The sequence below is a fragment of the Bacillus sp. FSL K6-1366 genome, assembly GCF_037976695.1.
Classification (GTDB): Bacteria; Bacillota; Bacilli; order Bacillales; family Bacillaceae; genus Bacillus; species Bacillus subtilis.
Genome location: NZ_CP150268.1, coordinates 1,597,264 through 1,617,168, shown reverse-complemented (window position 1 = coordinate 1,617,168; position 19,905 = coordinate 1,597,264). Strand labels below are relative to the sequence as shown.

Annotated in this window: 24 protein-coding genes; all 24 read left to right on the top strand. The window is 41.7% G+C overall.

All coding sequences use genetic code 11. From position 1 onward, the window contains the following. Positions 1-49 precede the first annotated feature (49 nt). Positions 50-346 (top strand): late competence protein ComFB, encoded by a 297-nt coding sequence (gene comFB, locus MHI44_RS08535; protein ID WP_014478130.1) that lies wholly within the window; start codon positions 50-52, stop codon positions 344-346. After that, positions 310-1,032 carry a comF operon protein ComFC gene (gene comFC, locus MHI44_RS08530; RefSeq protein ID WP_339203321.1) on the top strand — a complete coding sequence of 241 codons (723 nt, stop codon included), beginning with the start codon at positions 310-312 and terminating at the stop codon, positions 1,030-1,032. The genes comFB and comFC overlap by 37 nt, the downstream gene beginning before the upstream one ends. Before the next feature lie 72 nt (positions 1,033-1,104). Further along, a complete protein-coding gene (locus MHI44_RS08525) occupies positions 1,105-1,524 on the top strand; it encodes a TIGR03826 family flagellar region protein (protein WP_003227995.1) in 420 nt (139 codons plus the stop codon). Between the two features lie 80 nt (positions 1,525-1,604). Beyond that, entirely contained in the window at positions 1,605-1,871 is a 267-nt protein-coding gene (flgM, locus tag MHI44_RS08520; protein WP_014478128.1) for a flagellar biosynthesis anti-sigma factor FlgM, read from the top strand. A gap of 15 nt (positions 1,872-1,886) precedes the next feature. After that, complete coding sequence (flgN, locus tag MHI44_RS08515; protein WP_014478127.1) at positions 1,887-2,369, top strand: flagellar protein FlgN; 483 nt, start codon at positions 1,887-1,889, stop codon at positions 2,367-2,369. Positions 2,370-2,387: 18 nt separating this feature from the next. Next, entirely contained in the window at positions 2,388-3,911 is a 1,524-nt protein-coding gene (flgK, locus tag MHI44_RS08510; protein ID WP_003228001.1) for a flagellar hook-associated protein FlgK, read from the top strand. A 10-nt stretch (positions 3,912-3,921) separates the two neighbouring features. Beyond that, positions 3,922-4,818 (top strand): flagellar hook-associated protein FlgL, encoded by an 897-nt coding sequence (flgL, locus tag MHI44_RS08505; RefSeq protein ID WP_015714797.1) that lies wholly within the window; start codon positions 3,922-3,924, stop codon positions 4,816-4,818. Between the two features lie 46 nt (positions 4,819-4,864). Beyond that, positions 4,865-5,440, top strand: a complete 576-nt coding sequence (locus MHI44_RS08500; protein ID WP_015384781.1) for a DUF6470 family protein — start codon at positions 4,865-4,867, stop codon at positions 5,438-5,440. Positions 5,441-5,460: 20 nt separating this feature from the next. Beyond that, positions 5,461-5,892, top strand: coding sequence for a flagellar assembly protein FliW (gene fliW, locus MHI44_RS08495; protein WP_003228007.1), 432 nt, complete (start codon positions 5,461-5,463; stop codon positions 5,890-5,892). After that, positions 5,886-6,110: a carbon storage regulator CsrA gene (csrA, locus tag MHI44_RS08490; RefSeq protein WP_033884178.1), complete on the top strand. Its 225-nt coding sequence runs from the start codon at positions 5,886-5,888 to the stop codon at positions 6,108-6,110. The genes fliW and csrA overlap by 7 nt, the downstream gene beginning before the upstream one ends. A gap of 144 nt (positions 6,111-6,254) precedes the next feature. Next, complete coding sequence (hag, locus tag MHI44_RS08485) at positions 6,255-7,094, top strand: flagellin Hag (protein WP_070547858.1); 840 nt, start codon at positions 6,255-6,257, stop codon at positions 7,092-7,094. Positions 7,095-7,327: 233 nt separating this feature from the next. Further along, on the top strand, positions 7,328-7,657 hold the full coding sequence (gene flaG / locus MHI44_RS08480; protein ID WP_015714794.1) for a flagellar protein FlaG: 330 nt from the start codon (positions 7,328-7,330) through the stop codon (positions 7,655-7,657). 17 nt (positions 7,658-7,674) lie between these two features. Continuing rightward, entirely contained in the window at positions 7,675-9,171 is a 1,497-nt protein-coding gene (locus MHI44_RS08475) for a flagellar hook-associated protein 2 (RefSeq protein WP_014481042.1), read from the top strand. Positions 9,172-9,192: 21 nt separating this feature from the next. Then, on the top strand, positions 9,193-9,594 hold the full coding sequence (gene fliS, locus MHI44_RS08470; RefSeq protein ID WP_003243747.1) for a flagellar export chaperone FliS: 402 nt from the start codon (positions 9,193-9,195) through the stop codon (positions 9,592-9,594). After that, a complete protein-coding gene (fliT, locus tag MHI44_RS08465) occupies positions 9,591-9,932 on the top strand; it encodes a flagella biosynthesis regulatory protein FliT (protein WP_042975227.1) in 342 nt (113 codons plus the stop codon). The genes fliS and fliT overlap by 4 nt, the downstream gene beginning before the upstream one ends. A gap of 9 nt (positions 9,933-9,941) precedes the next feature. Beyond that, entirely contained in the window at positions 9,942-10,319 is a 378-nt protein-coding gene (locus tag MHI44_RS08460; RefSeq protein ID WP_029318318.1) for a hypothetical protein, read from the top strand. 190 nt (positions 10,320-10,509) lie between these two features. After that, the gene (gene hpf, locus MHI44_RS08455) at positions 10,510-11,079 is read left to right on the top strand and encodes a ribosome hibernation promotion factor (RefSeq protein ID WP_003228031.1); all 570 of its coding nucleotides are present in this window, start codon (positions 10,510-10,512) and stop codon (positions 11,077-11,079) included. 167 nt (positions 11,080-11,246) lie between these two features. After that, positions 11,247-13,772, top strand: coding sequence for a preprotein translocase subunit SecA (secA, locus tag MHI44_RS08450; RefSeq protein WP_024571530.1), 2,526 nt, complete (start codon positions 11,247-11,249; stop codon positions 13,770-13,772). Positions 13,773-13,841: 69 nt separating this feature from the next. Then, positions 13,842-14,943 (top strand): peptide chain release factor 2 gene (prfB, locus tag MHI44_RS08445; RefSeq protein WP_010886623.1). Its coding sequence is split into 2 segments (ribosomal slippage): positions 13,842-13,913 and positions 13,915-14,943, totalling 1,101 coding nucleotides; the frame shifts between segments, so codons are not numbered across the junction. Positions 14,944-15,109: 166 nt separating this feature from the next. Next, positions 15,110-15,955 (top strand): YitT family protein, encoded by an 846-nt coding sequence (locus MHI44_RS08440; protein WP_003242677.1) that lies wholly within the window; start codon positions 15,110-15,112, stop codon positions 15,953-15,955. Between the two features lie 48 nt (positions 15,956-16,003). Beyond that, positions 16,004-16,342, top strand: coding sequence for a cytochrome c551 (cccB, locus tag MHI44_RS08435; RefSeq protein WP_003242725.1), 339 nt, complete (start codon positions 16,004-16,006; stop codon positions 16,340-16,342). Positions 16,343-16,575: 233 nt separating this feature from the next. Beyond that, entirely contained in the window at positions 16,576-17,262 is a 687-nt protein-coding gene (ftsE, locus tag MHI44_RS08430) for a cell division ATP-binding protein FtsE (RefSeq protein WP_003228039.1), read from the top strand. Then, complete coding sequence (gene ftsX / locus MHI44_RS08425; RefSeq protein WP_015251119.1) at positions 17,255-18,145, top strand: permease-like cell division protein FtsX; 891 nt, start codon at positions 17,255-17,257, stop codon at positions 18,143-18,145. Before ftsE ends, ftsX begins: the two co-directional genes overlap by 8 nt. A gap of 139 nt (positions 18,146-18,284) precedes the next feature. Then, positions 18,285-19,727, top strand: coding sequence for a carboxy-terminal processing protease CtpB (ctpB, locus tag MHI44_RS08420; protein ID WP_192858045.1), 1,443 nt, complete (start codon positions 18,285-18,287; stop codon positions 19,725-19,727). Positions 19,728-19,905 lie beyond the last annotated feature (178 nt).

The window sequence follows — 19,905 nt, the reverse complement described above, 5'->3', positions numbered from 1 at the left end:
AAAACGTGGTACAGTATACTCATATAACCGATGATGAGGAGCTGTAAAAATGCTTGTCAATTCAAAAGAAATTGTAATGAAAGAACTGCTCGACCGATATATGGACCAGCTTCATATGGCCTGTACTTGCCAAGTATGCCAGAACGATGTATTGGCACTTTCTTTAAACAAAGTGAGTCCATCCTACGTTACTGATCTTAAAAAGATCGCATATACGAAAGCTGAGCTGGTAGATAAACAAAAAAACACAGCAATGCTTGTCATTTTGGCTGAATCTGCTGCAGTAGTTTCAGAGAGTCCAAGCGATTTATGTCACACGAAGCAGGAGGAGGCATTCATAAACTGATCTGTTTATTATGTGATTCGCAATTTTCTCAAGATGTTACATGGAGAGCCCTTTTTTTACTAAAGCCTGATGAAAAGGTTTGTTATTCTTGCAGAAGCAAATTAAAGAAAATCACAGGACATATCTGCCCCCTGTGCGGCAGACCTCAATCTGTTCATGCCGTATGCAGGGATTGCGAGGTGTGGAGAACAAGGATCAGAGACAGTTTGCTATTGCGTCAGAACCGTTCAGTTTACACATATAATGATATGATGAAAGAAACGCTCTCCCGTTTTAAATTTAGAGGAGATGCAGAAATCATAAATGCATTTAAAAGTGATTTTTCTTCAACCTTTTCTAAGGTTTACCCCGATAAGCATTTTGTTCTTGTACCTATTCCGCTGAGCAAGGAACGGGAAGAAGAGCGCGGATTTAACCAGGCACAGCTCTTGGCAGAATGTTTAGACCGGCCTTCCCACCATCCCCGCATTCGCCTGAATAATGAGAAACAGTCAAAGAAAAAGAAAACAGAACGCCTGCTGTCAGAGCGCATTTTTGATACAAAAAATAATTCAGCAGAAGGTATGAATATCATTTTAATAGACGATCTTTATACAACAGGCGCCACCTTGCACTTCGCAGCCCGCTGCTTATTAGAAAAAGGAAAAGCCGCTTCAGTGTCATCTTTTACCTTGATCAGAAGCTAAATGATTCTGTTTTTATGCCGATATAATCACTAGAAATTGACACAGGCATATTATCTAATAAGGAGAAAAAAGATGGGAGAACTGGCTAATTGTCCGAAATGCAATGCTTTATTTTTAAAAACAAAGCTGCAAACTGTATGTCAGGCGTGTATTAAGGAAGAAGAAAAATCATTTGAGACTGTCTATAAATTTTTAAGAAAACAGGAAAACCGGCAATCAACTTTGAGCCGGATAACTGAGGAAACAGGTGTGGAAGAAGAGCTGATATTGAAATTCATCAGGCAGAAGCGAATTCAGATCACTCATCTTCCTAATTTGGCATACCCTTGTGAAAGGTGCGGGACATCGATTAGAGAAGGCAAGTTCTGCAAGGCTTGCCAGTCCGATATTAAGGATCAAATGGATCATTTGAACCACGAGGATGCTCTGAAAATCGAGAAAGAAAATAGTAAAAAAGACACATACTATGCCTATAATACCAAAAACAGCTGATTCCCTAAACTAACTGAAAACGCAGTCGATAAAAGGGTTAAGATTGTTTAAAGACTGCAACGGAAAGCGAGAGGAATCCTATGAAAATCAATCAATTTGGAACACAATCCGTTAATCCATATCAAAAAAATTATGATAAGCAAGCGGTGCAAAAAACTGCTGCACAGCCTCAAGATAAAATTGAAATTTCATCACAGGCTAAAGAAATGCAACATGCATCCGACGCAGTCACTGGTTCACGACAGGAAAAAATTGCGCAGCTTAAAGCGCAAATTGAAAATGGGTCATACAAAGTAGACGCAAATCATATCGCGAAAAATATGATTAATTTTTATAAAAAGCAATAAAAAAGGAGAAAGCCCATGTCAGCGAAGGCAATTATTGAACATTTGAAGCGACTTTGCGTTCTGCATGAGCACCTGCTCACGCTGTCTGAAGAAAAGACGGAAGCGCTCAAAGCCGGCAAAACAAAAGAGCTTTCTAACATTTTGACAAAAGAGCAAAAATATATTCAAGCAATCACGCAGACAGAAGATGACCGGATCAAAACAACTTCGGCCTTTCTCGGATATAGCGAAAATAATACTATTTCCGCATGTATCGCCAAAACCTCAGGCAGTGAAAAGGAAGAGCTGGAACAACTATACGAATCTCTTTCTCAAGTTCTCGGACGTCTGAAAAAGGTAAATGAGATGAATAGGCAGCTGACAAGAGACGCGCTGCAATTCATCTCTATTTCGTACGATATGCTGGTTCCTAAGGAAAATAACTTCAATTACAGCAAATCAATTAAAGCTGAGCTGCCGAAAAGCAGCCAAATGAAATTGTTTGATTCAAAAGCTTAGCAGAAAGGAATTCAGAAAATGACATCTACCTTTATGGGGCTTGAAACTGCAAGGCGGGCGTTAAGCGCTCAGCAGGCAGCTTTAAGCACTACTGCAAATAACGTGGCAAATGCCAATACTGATGGTTATACAAGGCAGCGGGTCTCATTGGAGGCAACGGACTATTTCCCTGCTGTATCTAAAAACGCAGAAAAAACAGCGGGACAAATGGGTACGGGCGTTCAAGGAAAATCAGTTGAGAGAATAAGAGATATCTTTCTTGACTACCAATACCGTCTTCAAAACAACAGTGCCGGATACTATGACACGAAGGCCAAAGCGCTGTCCCAAATGGAAGGCGTTTTAAATGAAACGGATGACAGCGGCTTGAACAGTGTGCTCAATTCGTTTTGGAATTCCCTGCAGGAATTATCGAATAATACAAATGAAGAAAGTGCACGTTCTGTTGTTGCTCGAAAAGGACAAGCTGTAGCTGAAACGTTTAATTATATTTCTGAATCACTTACAAATGTCCAATCGAATTTAAAAGCAGAGCTAAATACAACTGTGTTGGATGTCAATTCTCTGCTTTCTCAGTTAAACAGTTTAAATAAGCAAATTGCACAAGTAGAGCCGGTCGGGCTTCTTCCGAATGGCTTATATGACCAGCGAGATTTGCTGATCGATAAATTATCCTCAATGGTTGATATCAAAGTCAGCTACAACAAATCAGGCGGGAATGCACTTGCATCTGCTGAAGGAACTGTATCAATTGAAATCCTTGATAAAAATAAACAGTCGCTAGGAACTGTTTTGGACGGTAAAAATTACGAGGTTTCAGAACTTGCAGCCAACTATGATAATGAAACTGGGTTAGTATCAAGTATTTCAATCGGGGATACAGCTGTGCAGGCGGAGTCCTTTAGCAGCAAGGGATCCCTTTTAGGATTTATAGAGTCTTATGGGTATATAACAGCAGATGGCCAAGAAAAGGGAGTATACCCGGAAATGCTTTCTGATCTTGACAATATGGCGCTTGAATTCGCGAAAGCTTTCAATGAAGTGCACAGAAATGGTGTGACCAAGAGCGGTGAACAAGGCGGAGACTTTTTTGATTTTACTGGCGGTGAAACTGAACCTGCCAAGGGCGCGGCGGGCAAGATCAAAGTGGCTGACAGCATAATAGATTCAAAAGGCGCAAACATTGCTTTCTCACTGACTGGTGCAGCCAACGATAACGCAAATGCTACAAAATTAGCAAATGTTTTAACCGGTAAAATAACCATTAACGGTAAAGAAACTAGTGTTTTAGATTATTATGCGGGTCTGATTGGCGAGCTAGGGATCGAAGCTCAAGAGGCTAATCGACTGGCGTCTAATACAGAAACACAGCTAAATGATGCTGACATAAACCGTCAGCAAATGAGCGCAGTTTCTTTAGACGAAGAAATGACGAATATGATTCAATTTCAACACGCATACAATGCAGCTGCAAGAATGGTGACTTTACAAGATGAATTACTTGATAAAGTGATCAACGGCATGGGTGTTGGAGGAAGGTAGGTAGAGTCACATGAGAGTAACACAAGGCATGATACAGCAAAACTCACTGAGATATATCGGTTCGAGCTACTCGAAGCTGGATAAACTCCAGTCGCAGATTTCTTCAGGGAAAAAAATCTCAAAAGCTTCCGACGATCCTGTAGTAGCAATGAAAAGCTTAAAGTATAATACGCAACTGTCTCAAGTGCAGCAGTACAAAAGCAATGCTTCTCAAGCCTTTACCTGGCTCGAAAACACAGAAACAAACATTACAGAAGGAATTGACATCCTGTCAAAGGTCAGAGAATTAGCGGTTGAAGCTCAAAATGATACAAACGGCGAGTCGGAGCGGCAAGCGATTGGCGTAGAGGTAAAGCAGTTAAAGGAACAGCTTTTAAATATTGCGAATACACAAGTGAACGGCAGATATATCTTTAATGGCACAAATTCAGATAAGCCTCCGGTTACAGATAACGGAGACGGAACTTATACAATTTCTGATACAGCTGATGTCGTAGTCAATATATCAAATAATATGTCATTGAAAGTGAATTCAGATCCAAAGTCAGCTTTTGGAGGCACTTCTGAAAGCGGGCAGAATGTATTTGAAATGCTTGATTCTTTTGAGAAAGCACTAAATTCTGGTTCGCTAGATGGCATGGACAGTGTTTTAGATGATATTGATCATTTTTCTGACGGCATGAGCGCTGAACGATCTGATCTTGGAGCGAGATATAATCGTCTTGAACTGGTTAATACAAGACTGTCAGCGCAAGAAGAAACAGCTACCAAAGTGTTATCAGACAATGAAGATGTAGAACTGGAAGAAGTAATAACTGAATTTATTGCGCAGCAAAGTGTGCACAGGGCTACTCTGGCCGTTAATGCGCAAATTGTTCAGCCTACATTGATTGACTTTTTAAAGTAAGCGGCTCTTAGGAGTTCGCTTTTTTTATAGTTCAGGAGGTAGAGTGATGCAGATTCCCAGATTGATTATGCATAGTGTTCAAGGAAAAATTGGTTTAACAACGACGCCTGCCAGCTTAAAAATGGAGCAGCCTCAAGCTGATCTAGAGATCGAACAGCCGAGTGCGGAAATGGAAATATCGGTGACACCTGGAAAACTCACGATTGACCAGACACAAGCATGGGAAGAATTAGACAGAAAGCATGTTTTCAAGAGAATTGAAGAAGCCGCACAACAAGGGCATGAGGATGTAATGGAGGGAATAGCGCGTACTGCAGAAGAAGGCGACGAGCTTATGAGGATTGAAAATAAGGGGAACCCAATCGCTTCACAAGCAAGGAGGAACTCTGAAATGCACCAAATTCAATTAGGCGAAAATTATGCTCCTTCTCTATCTAGGGTGAAAATACAATATACTCCGTCACAGCTTGATGTTCAGATTACGCCGCGAAAGCCTGTTATTCAGGCTGAGCCGCATAAGCCAATTGTTGAATATACGCCAGGAAATGTTAAGGTTGACATGCTCCAATACCCTGATTTAAATATAGATGTAGAATACCCGAAAGAATCACCCGAAAAGTAAAAAGAAAAGGATCGTGAACAATGATCATTCATACGAAGTACCATGGCCAAATGAACATAAAAGAAGAACAAATCATTCTTTTTGAAAGCGGGATTCCAGGCTTTTTAGAAGAAAAACAATTTGTCATACTTCCGCTTTCAGAAGACTCTCCATTCGTGGCACTGCAGTCCGTCACTTCAGAAAATCTTGCGTTTATCGTCGTAAGTCCGTTTATCTTTTTTAAGAATTATGAATTTGATCTTGATGAATCAACTGCTGAACTTTTGGATATCGATAATATTCAAGACGTAGAAGTCATGACAATATTGACTATGGCAGAGCCATTTGAAAAGTCTACTGCGAATTTATTGGCTCCCATTATTGTGAATCGCAAGAACATGATGGCTAAGCAAGTCGTTTTACACGACTCCTCATATACGACAAAGCATCCGATTGGAGGAGAATCATGCTAGTTTTATCGCGGAAAATAAGCGAAGCGATTCAAATAGGTGCTGATATTGAAGTAAAAGTGATTGCGGTTGAGGGGGATCAAGTGAAGCTTGGAATTGACGCCCCAAAGCATATTGATATTCACAGGAAAGAAATTTACTTGACCATTCAGGAAGAAAATAACCGTGCAGCAGCGTTATCCAGCGATGTGATCTCCGCATTATCCTCACAAAAAAAGTGAGGATTTTTTTATTTTTGTATTAACAAAATCAGAGACAATCCGATATTAATGATGTAGCAGGGAGGAGGTGCAAAAGACTCCGCCAGTTACAAAATAAGGGCACAAGGACGTGCCTTAACAACATATTCAGGGAGGAACAAAACAATGAGAATTAACCACAATATCGCAGCACTTAACACACTGAACCGTTTGTCTTCAAACAACGGTGCATCACAAAAAAACATGGAGAAACTTTCTTCAGGTCTTCGCATTAACCGTGCGGGAGATGACGCAGCAGGTCTTGCGATCTCTGAAAAAATGAGAGGACAAATCAGAGGTCTTGAAATGGCTTCTAAAAACTCTCAAGACGGAATCTCTCTTATCCAAACAGCTGAGGGTGCATTGACTGAAACTCATGCGATTCTTCAACGTATGCGTGAACTTACTGTTCAAGCAGGAAACACAGGTACACAACAAGCAGAAGATCTTGGTGCAATTAAAGATGAAATGGATGCGCTTATTGAGGAAGTTGATGGCATTTCCGATCGCACTGAATTTAACGGTAAAAAGTTATTAGACGGATCTTCCGCTACTACTGGATTTACATTCCAAATTGGTGCAAATGCAGGCCAACAGCTTAACGTTAAAATCGCTGACATGGGAGCAGCTGCTCTAGGTACTACTGTTACAGTTGATAAACTTGACGTAACAGATTTTGCTACTACTTCTTTTGACAATCAACTAAAAGGTATTGATGAGGCTATTAACGCAGTATCAACTCAACGTGCTAAACTTGGTGCGGTACAAAACCGTCTAGAGCACACAATCAACAACTTAAGCGCTTCTGGTGAAAACCTGACTGCTGCTGAGTCTCGTATCCGTGACGTTGACATGGCTAAAGAAATGAGTGAGTTCACAAAGAACAACATTCTTTCTCAAGCTTCTCAAGCGATGCTTGCTCAAGCAAACCAACAGCCGCAAAACGTACTTCAATTGTTACGTTAATTTTAAAAAAGACCTTGGCAACGCCAAGGTCTTTTATTTAATATTTCTAGCTCCGAATACTTCCCCCTTGCTGTCACTAACTCATGATATAATAACCGGATTCTCCACTAACTTTTTATAAATGTATTTCCAAACAAGAAATCTAAAACAGAAGATTTTTTTCCAAAAATATGTGTAATCTTATCTCCATTTAGTCGATATAAACGATAGATTGGGGCATAGGGGATGATCAATTGAACATTGAAAGGCTCACTACGTTACAACCTGTTTGGGATCGTTATGATACTCAAATACATAATCAGAAAGATAATGATAACGAGGTTCCTGTTCATCAAGTTTCAGATACCAATCTTGCTGAAATGGTGGGGGAAATGAACAAGCTTTTGGAACCTTCGCAAGTTCATCTGAAGTTCGAGCTTCATGACAAGTTAAATGAATACTATGTAAAGGTAATAGAGGACTCTACAAATGAAGTGATCCGCGAAATTCCACCAAAACGGTGGCTTGATTTTTATGCGGCTATGACTGAATTTCTCGGGTTATTTGTAGATGAAAAAAAGTAGAATAGGAGTGGTTTGAGATGGTCACAAGAATAACAGGACTGGCGTCAGGAATGGATATAGATGATATCGTATCAAAGCTGATGCAGACAGAAAGAGCCCCGCTTGATAAGCTGAAGCAAAAAAAGCAGACTCTTGAATGGCAGCGTGACAGCTATCGTGAAGTCAATACAAAAATAAAAGAATTGCAAGATTATATGTCTAAAAATACGTTGACATATCCTAGCACGTATCAGAGCAAAACTGTGACAAGCTCTAATGAGTCTGTGTTAACTGCTACAGGAAGCGCAAGTGCACCAAACTCTTCTTCTACTGTTGAAGTGGCGAGCTTGGCAACCGCAGCAACGTATAAGGCAAACAATTATACGGGATACACTCAAGGCGATTACAATTTGGCATTTAACGTTGTTGCGCCTGGCGAAACAACGGCAAAAACAGTGAACATTAGTGTGACGAGCGCCGATACGATTGATAATGTGATTTCTAAACTTAACAGCTCAGATCTAGGAGTATCAGCATTTAAAGATAAAATTTGGAATGGTACAGAGTACGTAGAAACAATTGCGTTTTCTTCTAAAGCAACAGGTGCAGGGGGCAGTATACAGGCAGCAGACTCTGCTACAGCTGACTTTATGTCCGGTCAGCTTGGTTTTTCTTTGGATGCTGATAATAAGCTCACTGCTTACAAAGAAGGCACAAATGCCAAAGTCACAATCAACGGCTTTGAAATGGAGAAGCTGACAAACAATTTCACGGTGAATGGTGTTACTTACTCGATTAAAAATACAACTGCAGCCACAGGCCCTGTTACCACATCTGTTTCTACTGATGTTGACGGGATTTATAACCAAATCAAAGAGTTTGTAGATAAATACAATGAAATGGTTGACAGCCTGAATGAAAAGCTGAAAGAAGAAAAATACCGAGACTATACTCCGTTGACAAGTGAACAAAAAGAAGCCATGTCCGATAAAGAGGTAGAGCTCTGGGAGGAGAAGGCGAAAAGCGGATTGCTTAGAAATGATTCCAGCATCAGCACCGGCACGAACCAAATGCGGACTGACTTTTATACTCAAGTTAATGCGGATGGGAAAACCTATCAATTGACAGAATTCGGCATAACAACCTCAAGTGCTTACCAAATGCGGGGGCATTTAGAGATTAATGAAGACAAACTGAAAGCCAAAATACAAGAAGATCCGCAAAGCGTTGCCGCTTTATTTACAAGTGGGTCGAACAGCAGCGCCTATAGTGATAAAGGGATTATGAAACGCATCGGTGACACCCTGAAAAGTACGGTGAAGAGCATTGAAGCAAAAGCCGGCAACTCGACAATGGGAACCAATGATTATTCAATCGGTAAAAATTTAAACACGATCAGCACTGATATTACCAAAATGCAGGACCGGTTGACCACAATAGAAAACCGCTATTATTCAAAATTCAGTGCAATGGATTCTGCGATTCAAAAAATGAACGAACAAGCGTCCTATTTATCACAGCTTCTTGTACAATAAATGTAATTTGGAGGATGACACATGGCGATCCAAAATCCATATACAGCCTATCAGCAAAATTCAGTGAATACGGCTACACCCGGGGAGCTGACGCTTATGCTGTATAATGGCTGTTTGAAATTTATAAGACTTGCCGCTCAGGCCATTGAGAATGATGATATGGAACGTAAAAATGAAAATCTGATTAAAGCGCAAAATATTATTCAGGAATTAAATTTTACACTTAACCGTAACATAGAGCTTTCCGCTTCCATGGGTGCGATGTACGATTATATGTATCGCAGATTGGTACAGGCAAATATCAAAAATGATACGGGCATGCTGGCTGAGGTTGAAGGCTATGTAACAGATTTTCGCGATGCTTGGAAACAAGCCATTCAAAGTGAGCGGAAGGACCGGCACGGATCAGGCGGGATCGCATGAATAATATAGATCAACTATACACTGAGACGAAGAGTATGCTGTCACACATACAAAATACGCCGGAAAGCGATGAACTTTTAAAGCAAATTGAAGACTTTGTGGCTACACGGTCTGAACTGATTCAGGAGATATCTCTGCCGCTTTCAGAAGAAGAGCGAAAGCAGATGAAGCTTGTGCTGACATGGGATCAGCTTATTGTGAAGGAAATGGAACGACTGAAGCAGTCAATCGCAGCAGAACTTCAGCAGATGAAAAGAAAACGTGTGATGCATACGACGTATTTAAATCCTTATAACAACATTACGATTGACGGCACATATTATGACAAGCGTAAATAGGTGAGTGCCTTGAAGAGCATTGAAGATTATACGCTTTTATCAGCTTATTATCATCTTCTTTTTACCATTGAAGAAGGGCTGTGTTATTTGATAGAGGCTGAAGAGAATTTATCAAAAACAGAAGGGGATCGGATCTACCAAGATCTGATCCAAGCCTTTTTTTATTTGGATTCAACACATTCAACACTTCTCTTCATTATGGATTCACGGTGTGCTGAAATTTGTGTGAAAGCATTTGACCAAATTTTTGCGGAGTTTGATCAATTGGTCTCTTTCTCTTTTCCCTCTCATGAGTTCTGTGAGTATTTAAAGGAATATTTTCTGATTCATTATAGAAAATGGATGCTGTCTATTCATCAATGTATGGAACCCTTTTTAATCAATTAGGCGTGTTTGAGGTATTTGTTTCGTTCAATCAGCATATACATATACCTCCGAACCGCCAATAACAGAGCAAATACAAACAAAATTCGACAAAGTTCACTGAATTTTCACAAAAGATTTATGTTTCAGCAGGAATTGTAAAGGGTAAAAGAGAAATAGATACATATCCTTAATAAAAGGGAGGCGTTCTTTGATGAACTATAACATCAGAGGAGAAAATATTGAAGTGACACCCGCGTTAAAGGATCATGTCGAGAGGAAGATCGGCAAGCTGGAGCGCTATTTTGACCATAGCGTGGATGCCGATGTGAACGTCAACTTGAAGTTTTACAATGACAAGGAGTCTAAGGTTGAGGTTACGATTCCGATGACAGATCTGGCGCTTCGGTCCGAGGTGCATAACGAGGATATGTACAACGCAATTGATCTCGCAACAAACAAACTGGAACGTCAAATCCGTAAGCATAAAACGAAAGTAAACCGTAAATTCCGTGAGCAGGGCTCTCCAAAATATTTATTGGCAAACGGTCTTGGCTCTGATACAGATATTGCGGTTCAGGATGACATAGAAGAGGAGGAGAGCTTGGACATTGTCCGTCAGAAACGCTTTAATTTAAAGCCGATGGATAGTGAAGAAGCGATCTTGCAAATGAATATGCTTGGCCATAATTTCTTTGTTTTCACAAATGCGGAAACAAACCTTACAAATGTCGTGTACCGCAGAAATGACGGGAAATATGGCTTAATTGAACCGACTGAATAATGAAGAGAAGCCTTCCGTGATGTCCGCGGAAGGTTTTTGTTTTTCTTATTTGCAAATTCTTTGGAAATAACAAAAGGTATGATATGATAATGAGAGGTATACATGGACTAGTAAATTATTTATACATGCCTTTAAAATAGGCATGTGATGATAGAGGAGCGTTATAAATGCTTGGAATTTTAAATAAAATGTTTGATCCAACAAAACGTACGCTGAATAGATACGAAAAAATTGCTAACGATATTGATGCGATTCGCGGAGACTATGAAAATCTCTCTGACGACGCGTTGAAACATAAAACAATTGAATTTAAAGAGCGCCTTGAAAAAGGGGCGACAACGGATGATCTTCTTGTTGAAGCTTTCGCTGTTGTTCGAGAAGCTTCACGCCGCGTAACAGGCATGTTTCCGTTTAAAGTCCAGCTCATGGGGGGCGTGGCGCTTCATGACGGAAATATCGCGGAAATGAAAACAGGGGAAGGGAAAACATTAACGTCTACTCTGCCTGTTTATTTAAATGCGTTAACAGGTAAAGGCGTACACATCGTGACTGTCAACGAATACTTGGCAAGCCGTGACGCTGAGCAAATGGGGAAAATTTTTGAGTTTCTCGGTTTGACTGTCGGCTTGAATTTAAACTCAATGTCAAAAGACGAAAAACGGGAAGCTTATGCCGCTGATATTACTTACTCCACAAACAATGAGCTTGGCTTCGACTATTTGCGTGACAATATGGTTCTTTATAAAGAGCAGATGGTTCAGCGCCCGCTTCATTTTGCGGTAATTGATGAAGTTGACTCTATTTTAATTGATGAAGCGAGAACACCGCTTATCATTTCTGGACAAGCTGCAAAATCCACTAAGCTGTACGTACAGGCAAATGCTTTTGTCCGTACGTTAAAAGCGGAGAAGGATTACACGTACGATATCAAAACAAAAGCTGTACAGCTTACTGAAGAAGGAATGACGAAGGCGGAAAAAGCGTTCGGCATCGATAACCTCTTTGATGTGAAGCATGTCGCGCTCAACCACCATATCAACCAGGCCTTAAAAGCTCACGTTGCGATGCAAAAGGACGTTGACTATGTAGTGGAAGACGGACAGGTTGTTATTGTTGATTCCTTCACGGGACGTCTGATGAAAGGCCGCCGCTACAGTGAGGGGCTTCACCAAGCGATTGAAGCAAAGGAAGGGCTTGAGATTCAAAACGAAAGCATGACCTTGGCGACGATTACGTTCCAAAACTACTTCCGAATGTACGAAAAACTTGCCGGTATGACGGGTACAGCTAAGACAGAGGAAGAAGAATTCCGCAACATCTACAACATGCAGGTTGTCACGATCCCTACCAACAGGCCTGTTGTCCGTGATGACCGCCCGGATTTAATTTACCGCACGATGGAAGGAAAGTTTAAGGCAGTTGCGGAGGATGTCGCACAGCGTTACATGACGGGACAGCCTGTTCTAGTCGGTACGGTTGCCGTTGAAACATCTGAATTGATTTCTAAGCTGCTTAAAAACAAAGGAATTCCGCATCAAGTGTTAAATGCCAAAAACCATGAACGTGAAGCGCAGATCATTGAAGAGGCCGGCCAAAAAGGCGCAGTTACGATTGCGACTAACATGGCGGGGCGCGGAACGGACATTAAGCTTGGCGAAGGTGTAAAAGAGCTTGGCGGGCTCGCTGTAGTCGGAACAGAACGACATGAATCACGCCGGATTGACAATCAGCTTCGAGGTCGTTCCGGACGTCAGGGAGACCCGGGGATTACTCAATTTTATCTTTCTATGGAAGATGAATTGATGCGCAGATTCGGAGCTGAGCGGACAATGGCGATGCTTGACCGCTTCGGCATGGACGACTCTACTCCAATCCAAAGCAAAATGGTATCTCGCGCGGTTGAATCGTCTCAAAAACGCGTCGAAGGCAATAACTTCGATTCGCGTAAACAGCTTCTGCAATATGATGATGTTCTCCGCCAGCAGCGTGAGGTCATTTATAAGCAGCGCTTTGAAGTCATTGACTCTGAAAACCTGCGTGAAATCGTTGAAAATATGATCAAGTCTTCTCTCGAACGCGCAATTGCAGCCTATACGCCAAGAGAAGAGCTTCCTGAGGAGTGGAAGCTTGACGGTCTAGTTGATCTTATCAACACAACTTATCTTGATGAAGGTGCACTTGAGAAGAGCGATATCTTCGGCAAAGAACCGGATGAAATGCTTGAGCTCATTATGGATCGCATCATCACAAAATATAATGAGAAGGAAGAGCAATTCGGCAAAGAGCAAATGCGCGAATTCGAAAAAGTTATCGTTCTTCGTGCCGTTGATTCTAAATGGATGGATCATATTGATGCGATGGATCAGCTCCGCCAAGGGATTCACCTTCGTGCTTACGCGCAGACGAACCCGCTTCGTGAGTATCAAATGGAAGGTTTTGCGATGTTTGAGCATATGATTGAATCAATTGAGGACGAAGTCGCAAAATTTGTGATGAAAGCTGAGATTGAAAACAATCTGGAGCGTGAAGAGGTTGTACAAGGTCAAACAACAGCTCATCAGCCGCAAGAAGGCGACGATAACAAAAAAGCAAAGAAAGCACCGGTTCGCAAAGTGGTTGATATCGGACGAAATGCCCCATGCCACTGCGGAAGCGGGAAAAAATATAAAAATTGCTGCGGCCGTACTGAATAGTTCGCCCCGGCAAGTTTACTGACCGCGGCGCCTGCAGGCGCCTGCGGATCTTTTAATGAGGTGAATGAAATGGAATTATCAGAAATTAGAGCAGAGCTCGAAAATATGGCTTCTCGTTTAGCGGACTTTAGGGGGTCTCTTTGACCTCGAATCAAAGGAGGCCCGCATTGCTGAGCTAGATGAACAAATGGCTGATCCGGAATTCTGGAATGATCAGCAAAAAGCTCAAACGGTTATAAATGAAGCAAACGGTTTAAAGGATTATGTCAATTCGTATAAAAAATTGAATGAATCCCACGAAGAATTACAAATGACTCATGATCTTTTGAAAGAAGAGCCGGACACTGATCTCCAGCTTGAGCTTGAAAAAGAACTAAAATCATTAACAAAAGAGTTCAATGAGTTTGAGCTTCAGCTTCTTCTCAGCGAGCCGTATGATAAAAATAACGCGATTTTAGAACTGCACCCTGGTGCTGGCGGTACAGAGTCACAGGACTGGGGCTCTATGCTTCTTAGAATGTATACAAGATGGGGAGAGCGCCGCGGCTTTAAAGTAGAAACACTCGATTACCTTCCAGGTGACGAGGCGGGAATCAAGTCAGTGACATTGCTCATCAAAGGACACAACGCTTACGGGTATCTCAAAGCAGAAAAAGGTGTCCATCGTCTTGTGCGGATCTCACCATTTGACTCATCAGGCCGCCGCCACACATCTTTCGTTTCATGTGAAGTCATGCCTGAATTTAACGATGAAATTGATATTGATATTCGTACGGAGGATATTAAAGTTGACACGTACCGTGCAAGCGGCGCGGGCGGACAGCACGTCAATACGACGGATTCAGCCGTTCGGATTACTCACTTGCCGACGAACGTAGTTGTGACATGCCAAACGGAGCGCTCACAAATTAAAAACCGTGAAAGAGCCATGAAAATGCTGAAGGCCAAGCTGTATCAGCGCAGAATTGAAGAGCAGCAGGCAGAGCTGGATGAAATTCGCGGTGAACAAAAAGAAATCGGCTGGGGCAGCCAAATCCGTTCTTATGTATTCCATCCGTATTCCATGGTAAAAGACCATCGGACCAATACAGAAATGGGGAACGTTCAAGCTGTAATGGATGGTGACATTGATACGTTTATTGATGCCTACCTGCGTTCTAAGCTTTCATAAGCTGAAAAAACACACCTGATGCATACGGGTGTGTTTTTTTATTTCTTATATCCTTGATTTCACTGCTGCTTTAGCATATTACCACTGTATTTGGGTGTTATTTACATCTAATCAGGGAAGGATTAAAATGCTATCGGAGAGCATTGGAAGAAACGGAGGATATATGATGGACGTACGGAATAAAACATTGTGGATTTTGCGGGATTATGTATACATATTGATAGGAGCAGCGATTACGGCCGTGTCCTTTAATGTATTTTTGCTTCCGAACAAGATTGCCGCCGGCGGTGTCAGCGGGATCAGTACGATTTTACAATCATATGGTTTTGAAGCAGCGTATGTACAGTGGATTATTAATATCCCTTTATTTATTGCTGGCGTCATTTTGCTCGGCGGGAAATTTGGACTAAAGACGCTTGCAGGTTCTGTGTTTTTGCCGCTAGTAGTGTTTCTGACAAGGGATATTCAGCCCGCCACTCATCATGAACTCTTGGCGGCGATTTTTGGCGGTGTCGGGATAGGTATCGGAATTGGTATTGTGTACTTAGGGAAAGGATCGACGGGAGGAACAGCCTTGGCTGCACAGATCATTCATAAGTACTCCGGTCTGTCATTGGGGAAGTGTCTCGCCATCATTGACGGAATGATCGTTGTTACGGCTATGATTGTATTTAATATTGAGCAAGGCTTATATGCCATGCTTGGCGTCTATGTGTCCAGCAAAACCATTGATGTTGTGCAAGTCGGCTTTAATCGTTCAAAAATGGCGCTCATCATTACAAAGCAGGAGCAGGCTGTCAAGGAGGCTGTCTTACAGAAGATTGACAGAGGCGTGACAAAAATTTCTGCAGTCGGCGGATATACTGACGATGACCGTCCGATTTTAATGTGCGTGGTTGGGCAAACTGAATTCACCAAATTGAAACAAATCGTCAAACAGATTGATGAGTCAGCTTTTGTAATTGTAGCAGACGCGAGCGAGGTGCTGGGCGAGGGTTTCAAACGCGCTTAAACGAGGTTATAATATGGAAGAGATCGTAAAGGAGTTGTGCTTCTCAACATGAAATCAAAGTTATCGATACTAATGATTGGATTTGCGCTTTCTGTTCTGTTGGCTGCCTGCGGATCAAACGATGCAAAAGAAGAGAAGACAGACACTGGCAGCAAGACGGAAGCCACTGCATCTGAAGGGGAAGAATTATATCAGCAAAGCTGCGTAGGCTGCCACGGCAAGGATTTAGAAGGTGTGTCAGGGCCTAATCTCCAAGAGGTCGGAGGCAAATACGATGAACACAAAATTGAAAGCATTATTAAAAACGGCCGCGGCAATATGCCAAAGGGGCTTGTAGATGATAACGAAGCCGCTGTTATTGCCAAATGGCTGTCAGAAAAAAAGTAAGATAAAAACATCCTTGTCGAGTGCCGGCAAGGATGTTTTTATGCCTTGACAATATGAATGAAAAGAAACTGTAATAGTATTATGTCTAAATTTGACGTATAATGAAGTGTATTGAAAAAGGGAACTTTCAGATTTTTCATCTTTTTACAAATGAATGGGTCATAAATTGTCGAATGCATTCGAAGAGTATGACCGTGTGATAGATAAAATGATATAAAAGATTAGGTGATTTCATGATAGAGATGAAGGAAGTATATAAAGCCTATCCGAACGGCGTAAAAGCGCTCAATGGGATTTCTGTTACCATTCATCCCGGCGAGTTTGTGTATGTTGTTGGTCCGAGCGGAGCAGGTAAATCTACTTTTATTAAAATGATTTACAGAGAAGAAAAACCGACAAAAGGACAAATTTTAATCAATCATAAAGATCTCGCGACAATTAAAGAAAAAGAGATTCCTTTCGTGCGCCGAAAAATAGGCGTTGTCTTTCAAGATTTCAAGCTTCTTCCGAAACTTACTGTTTTTGAAAATGTGGCATTTGCCCTTGAAGTGATTGGAGAACAGCCGTCTGTCATTAAGAAACGGGTGCTTGAAGTGCTTGATCTTGTGCAGCTGAAGCATAAAGCGCGACAATTTCCTGACCAGCTTTCAGGCGGGGAGCAGCAGCGTGTATCTATTGCAAGATCAATTGTGAACAACCCTGATGTTGTCATTGCTGATGAACCGACAGGAAACCTTGATCCGGATACGTCTTGGGAAGTCATGAAGACGCTGGAGGAAATTAACAACCGCGGGACAACAGTCGTGATGGCGACACATAATAAAGAAATCGTAAACACCATGAAGAAACGTGTCATTGCAATCGAAGATGGTATCATTGTGCGTGATGAGTCAAGAGGGGAGTATGGTTCATATGATTAAAATTCTCGGGCGCCACTTGCGTGAGAGTTTTAAATCTCTCGGGAGAAACACATGGATGACATTTGCATCCATTAGTGCTGTAACCGTTACGCTGATTTTAGTCGGCGTGTTTTTAGTGATTATGCTGAATTTGAATAACATGGCCACGAATGCAGAAAAACAAGTCGAAATCAAAGTGCTGGTTGATCTGACTGCAGATCAGAAGGCACAGGACAAGCTTCAGAACGATATTAAGGAACTGAAGGGCATTCAGAGTGTCACTTTTTCATCTAAAGAAAAAGAGCTTGACCAGCTGGTTGACAGTTTTGGTGACAGCGGAAAATCCCTGACAATGAAGGATCAGGAAAACCCGCTTAATGATGCGTTTGTCGTCAAAACGACAGATCCGCATGATACGCCGAACGTGGCGAAAAAGATCGAAAAAATGGATCATGTTTATAAAGTCACTTATGGAAAAGAAGAGGTCAGCCGTTTGTTTAAAGTGGTCGGCGTTTCCCGCAACATCGGAATCGCGTTAATTATCGGCCTGGTATTTACGGCGATGTTCTTAATTTCCAACACCATTAAAATTACAATTTTCGCAAGAAGAAAAGAAATTGAAATCATGAAGCTTGTCGGCGCGACAAACTGGTTTATCCGCTGGCCGTTTTTCCTTGAAGGATTGCTGCTAGGCGTATTCGGTTCTGTGATTCCGATTGCACTGGTGCTGAGCACTTACCAATACGTCATCGGATGGGTCGTTCCAAAGGTTCAAGGATCATTTGTCTCTCTTCTTCCTTATAATCCATTTGTATTCCAAGTTTCGCTAGTGCTGATTGCAATCGGCGCAGTAATTGGAGTATGGGGAAGTCTGACTTCCATCCGCAAGTTTTTGCGAGTATAAAGTGAAAAAGCCGTTCCGTTTTCGGGACGGCTTTTCATTTGCCTTCTTTTTCTTCTATGATTACATGAAATCTCCATCCTTTACATATACTATCTCTAGGTTTTGGTAAAGACAGTCTGGCATACAGGAGGAGTAAAGGATGAATCAAAAAATAATGGCTGTGATAGCAGCAGGGAGCATGCTGTTCGGAGGCGCCGGTGTATATGCGGGAATCAACCTGCTTGAGATGGATAAGCCCCAGACTGCAGCAGTTCCCGCGACGGCACAAGCTGACTCTGAACGGGATAAAGAAATGGACAAAATCGAAAAAGCGTATGAGTTAATTTCGAATGAGTACGTAGAAAAAGTAGATAGAGAAAAGCTGCTCGAGGGAGCCATCCAGGGAATGCTGTCTACGCTAAATGATCCTTATTCTGTTTACATGGACAAGCAGACAGCTAAGCAATTTTCTGATTCTCTTGATTCCTCATTTGAAGGCATCGGGGCTGAGGTTGGAATGGAAGACGGCAAAATTATTATTGTTTCTCCATTCAAGAAATCGCCAGCGGAAAAAGCCGGGTTGAAGCCTAATGATGAAATTATCAGCATCAATGGAGAATCGATGGCCGGCAAGGATTTAAACCACGCTGTGTTAAAAATAAGAGGAAAAAAAGGGTCCAGCGTTTCAATGAAGATTCAGCGGCCTGGAACGAAGAAGCAGCTGTCATTCCGGATCAAGAGAGCTGAGATTCCGCTCGAAACGGTTTTTGCATCAGAGAAAAAAGTACAGGGGCATTCTGTCGGATATATCGCCATCTCTACTTTTTCTGAGCACACCGCAGAGGATTTTGCAAAAGCGCTGAGGGAGCTTGAGAAAAAAGAAATAGAAGGACTTGTCATTGATGTACGCGGCAACCCGGGCGGATATCTTCAAAGTGTGGAAGAAATTCTTAAGCATTTCGTTACAAAGGACCAGCCGTATATTCAGATTGCTGAACGCAATGGAGATAAAAAACGTTATTTTTCAACATTGACCCATAAAAAAGCGTACCCTGTCAATGTGATTACGGATAAAGGAAGTGCCTCTGCATCAGAAATTCTTGCCGGCGCATTAAAGGAAGCTGGCCATTATGATGTTGTAGGCGATACGTCTTTTGGAAAGGGAACGGTTCAACAGGCTGTGCCAATGGGGGACGGCAGCAACATCAAATTAACGCTTTACAAGTGGCTGACGCCAAATGGAAATTGGATTCATAAGAAAGGAATTGAACCGACCATTGCGATTAAGCAGCCCGATTATTTTTCTGCCGGGCCCTTACAGCTGAAAGAGCCGCTTAAAGTGGACATGAACAATGAAGACGTCAAGCATGCGCAGGTATTGTTAAAAGGTCTCAGCTTTGATCCGGGACGTGAGGATGGCTATTTCAGCAAAGACATGAAAAAAGCGGTTATGGCTTTTCAGGATCAAAACAAGCTGAATAAAACCGGTGTGATCGACACTCGCACTGCAGAGACATTAAATCAGCAGATAGAAAAGAAAAAATCAGATGAAAAAAATGATTTGCAGCTTCAAACAGCATTGAAATCATTATTTGTCAATTAAAGGAGATGGTATTCCATCTCCTGTTTCTTTGTGCTTAAAGAGATTATGGATCATAAGTCACATAAAAAATGAGTTTTTGACAAGAAATTAAAAAAATTTTCACAAATAAACATTTATAAAGGACTGTTATTACCCGATATCAATATATGAGAGAGACTTTCTAACGAGTTAATATGCA

Coding starts and splice junctions, on each gene's coding strand:
- comFB (WP_014478130.1), top strand. CDS start 50: ATGCTTGTCAATTCAAAAGAAATTGTAATGAAAGAACTGCTCGACCGA.
- comFC (WP_339203321.1), top strand. CDS start 310: ATGTCACACGAAGCAGGAGGAGGCATTCATAAACTGATCTGTTTATTA.
- MHI44_RS08525 (WP_003227995.1), top strand. CDS start 1,105: ATGGGAGAACTGGCTAATTGTCCGAAATGCAATGCTTTATTTTTAAAA.
- flgM (WP_014478128.1), top strand. CDS start 1,605: ATGAAAATCAATCAATTTGGAACACAATCCGTTAATCCATATCAAAAA.
- flgN (WP_014478127.1), top strand. CDS start 1,887: ATGTCAGCGAAGGCAATTATTGAACATTTGAAGCGACTTTGCGTTCTG.
- flgK (WP_003228001.1), top strand. CDS start 2,388: ATGACATCTACCTTTATGGGGCTTGAAACTGCAAGGCGGGCGTTAAGC.
- flgL (WP_015714797.1), top strand. CDS start 3,922: ATGAGAGTAACACAAGGCATGATACAGCAAAACTCACTGAGATATATC.
- MHI44_RS08500 (WP_015384781.1), top strand. CDS start 4,865: ATGCAGATTCCCAGATTGATTATGCATAGTGTTCAAGGAAAAATTGGT.
- fliW (WP_003228007.1), top strand. CDS start 5,461: ATGATCATTCATACGAAGTACCATGGCCAAATGAACATAAAAGAAGAA.
- csrA (WP_033884178.1), top strand. CDS start 5,886: ATGCTAGTTTTATCGCGGAAAATAAGCGAAGCGATTCAAATAGGTGCT.
- hag (WP_070547858.1), top strand. CDS start 6,255: ATGAGAATTAACCACAATATCGCAGCACTTAACACACTGAACCGTTTG.
- MHI44_RS08475 (WP_014481042.1), top strand. CDS start 7,675: ATGGTCACAAGAATAACAGGACTGGCGTCAGGAATGGATATAGATGAT.
- fliS (WP_003243747.1), top strand. CDS start 9,193: ATGGCGATCCAAAATCCATATACAGCCTATCAGCAAAATTCAGTGAAT.
- fliT (WP_042975227.1), top strand. CDS start 9,591: ATGAATAATATAGATCAACTATACACTGAGACGAAGAGTATGCTGTCA.
- hpf (WP_003228031.1), top strand. CDS start 10,510: ATGAACTATAACATCAGAGGAGAAAATATTGAAGTGACACCCGCGTTA.
- secA (WP_024571530.1), top strand. CDS start 11,247: ATGCTTGGAATTTTAAATAAAATGTTTGATCCAACAAAACGTACGCTG.
- MHI44_RS08440 (WP_003242677.1), top strand. CDS start 15,110: ATGGACGTACGGAATAAAACATTGTGGATTTTGCGGGATTATGTATAC.
- cccB (WP_003242725.1), top strand. CDS start 16,004: ATGAAATCAAAGTTATCGATACTAATGATTGGATTTGCGCTTTCTGTT.
- ftsE (WP_003228039.1), top strand. CDS start 16,576: ATGATAGAGATGAAGGAAGTATATAAAGCCTATCCGAACGGCGTAAAA.
- ftsX (WP_015251119.1), top strand. CDS start 17,255: ATGATTAAAATTCTCGGGCGCCACTTGCGTGAGAGTTTTAAATCTCTC.
- ctpB (WP_192858045.1), top strand. CDS start 18,285: ATGAATCAAAAAATAATGGCTGTGATAGCAGCAGGGAGCATGCTGTTC.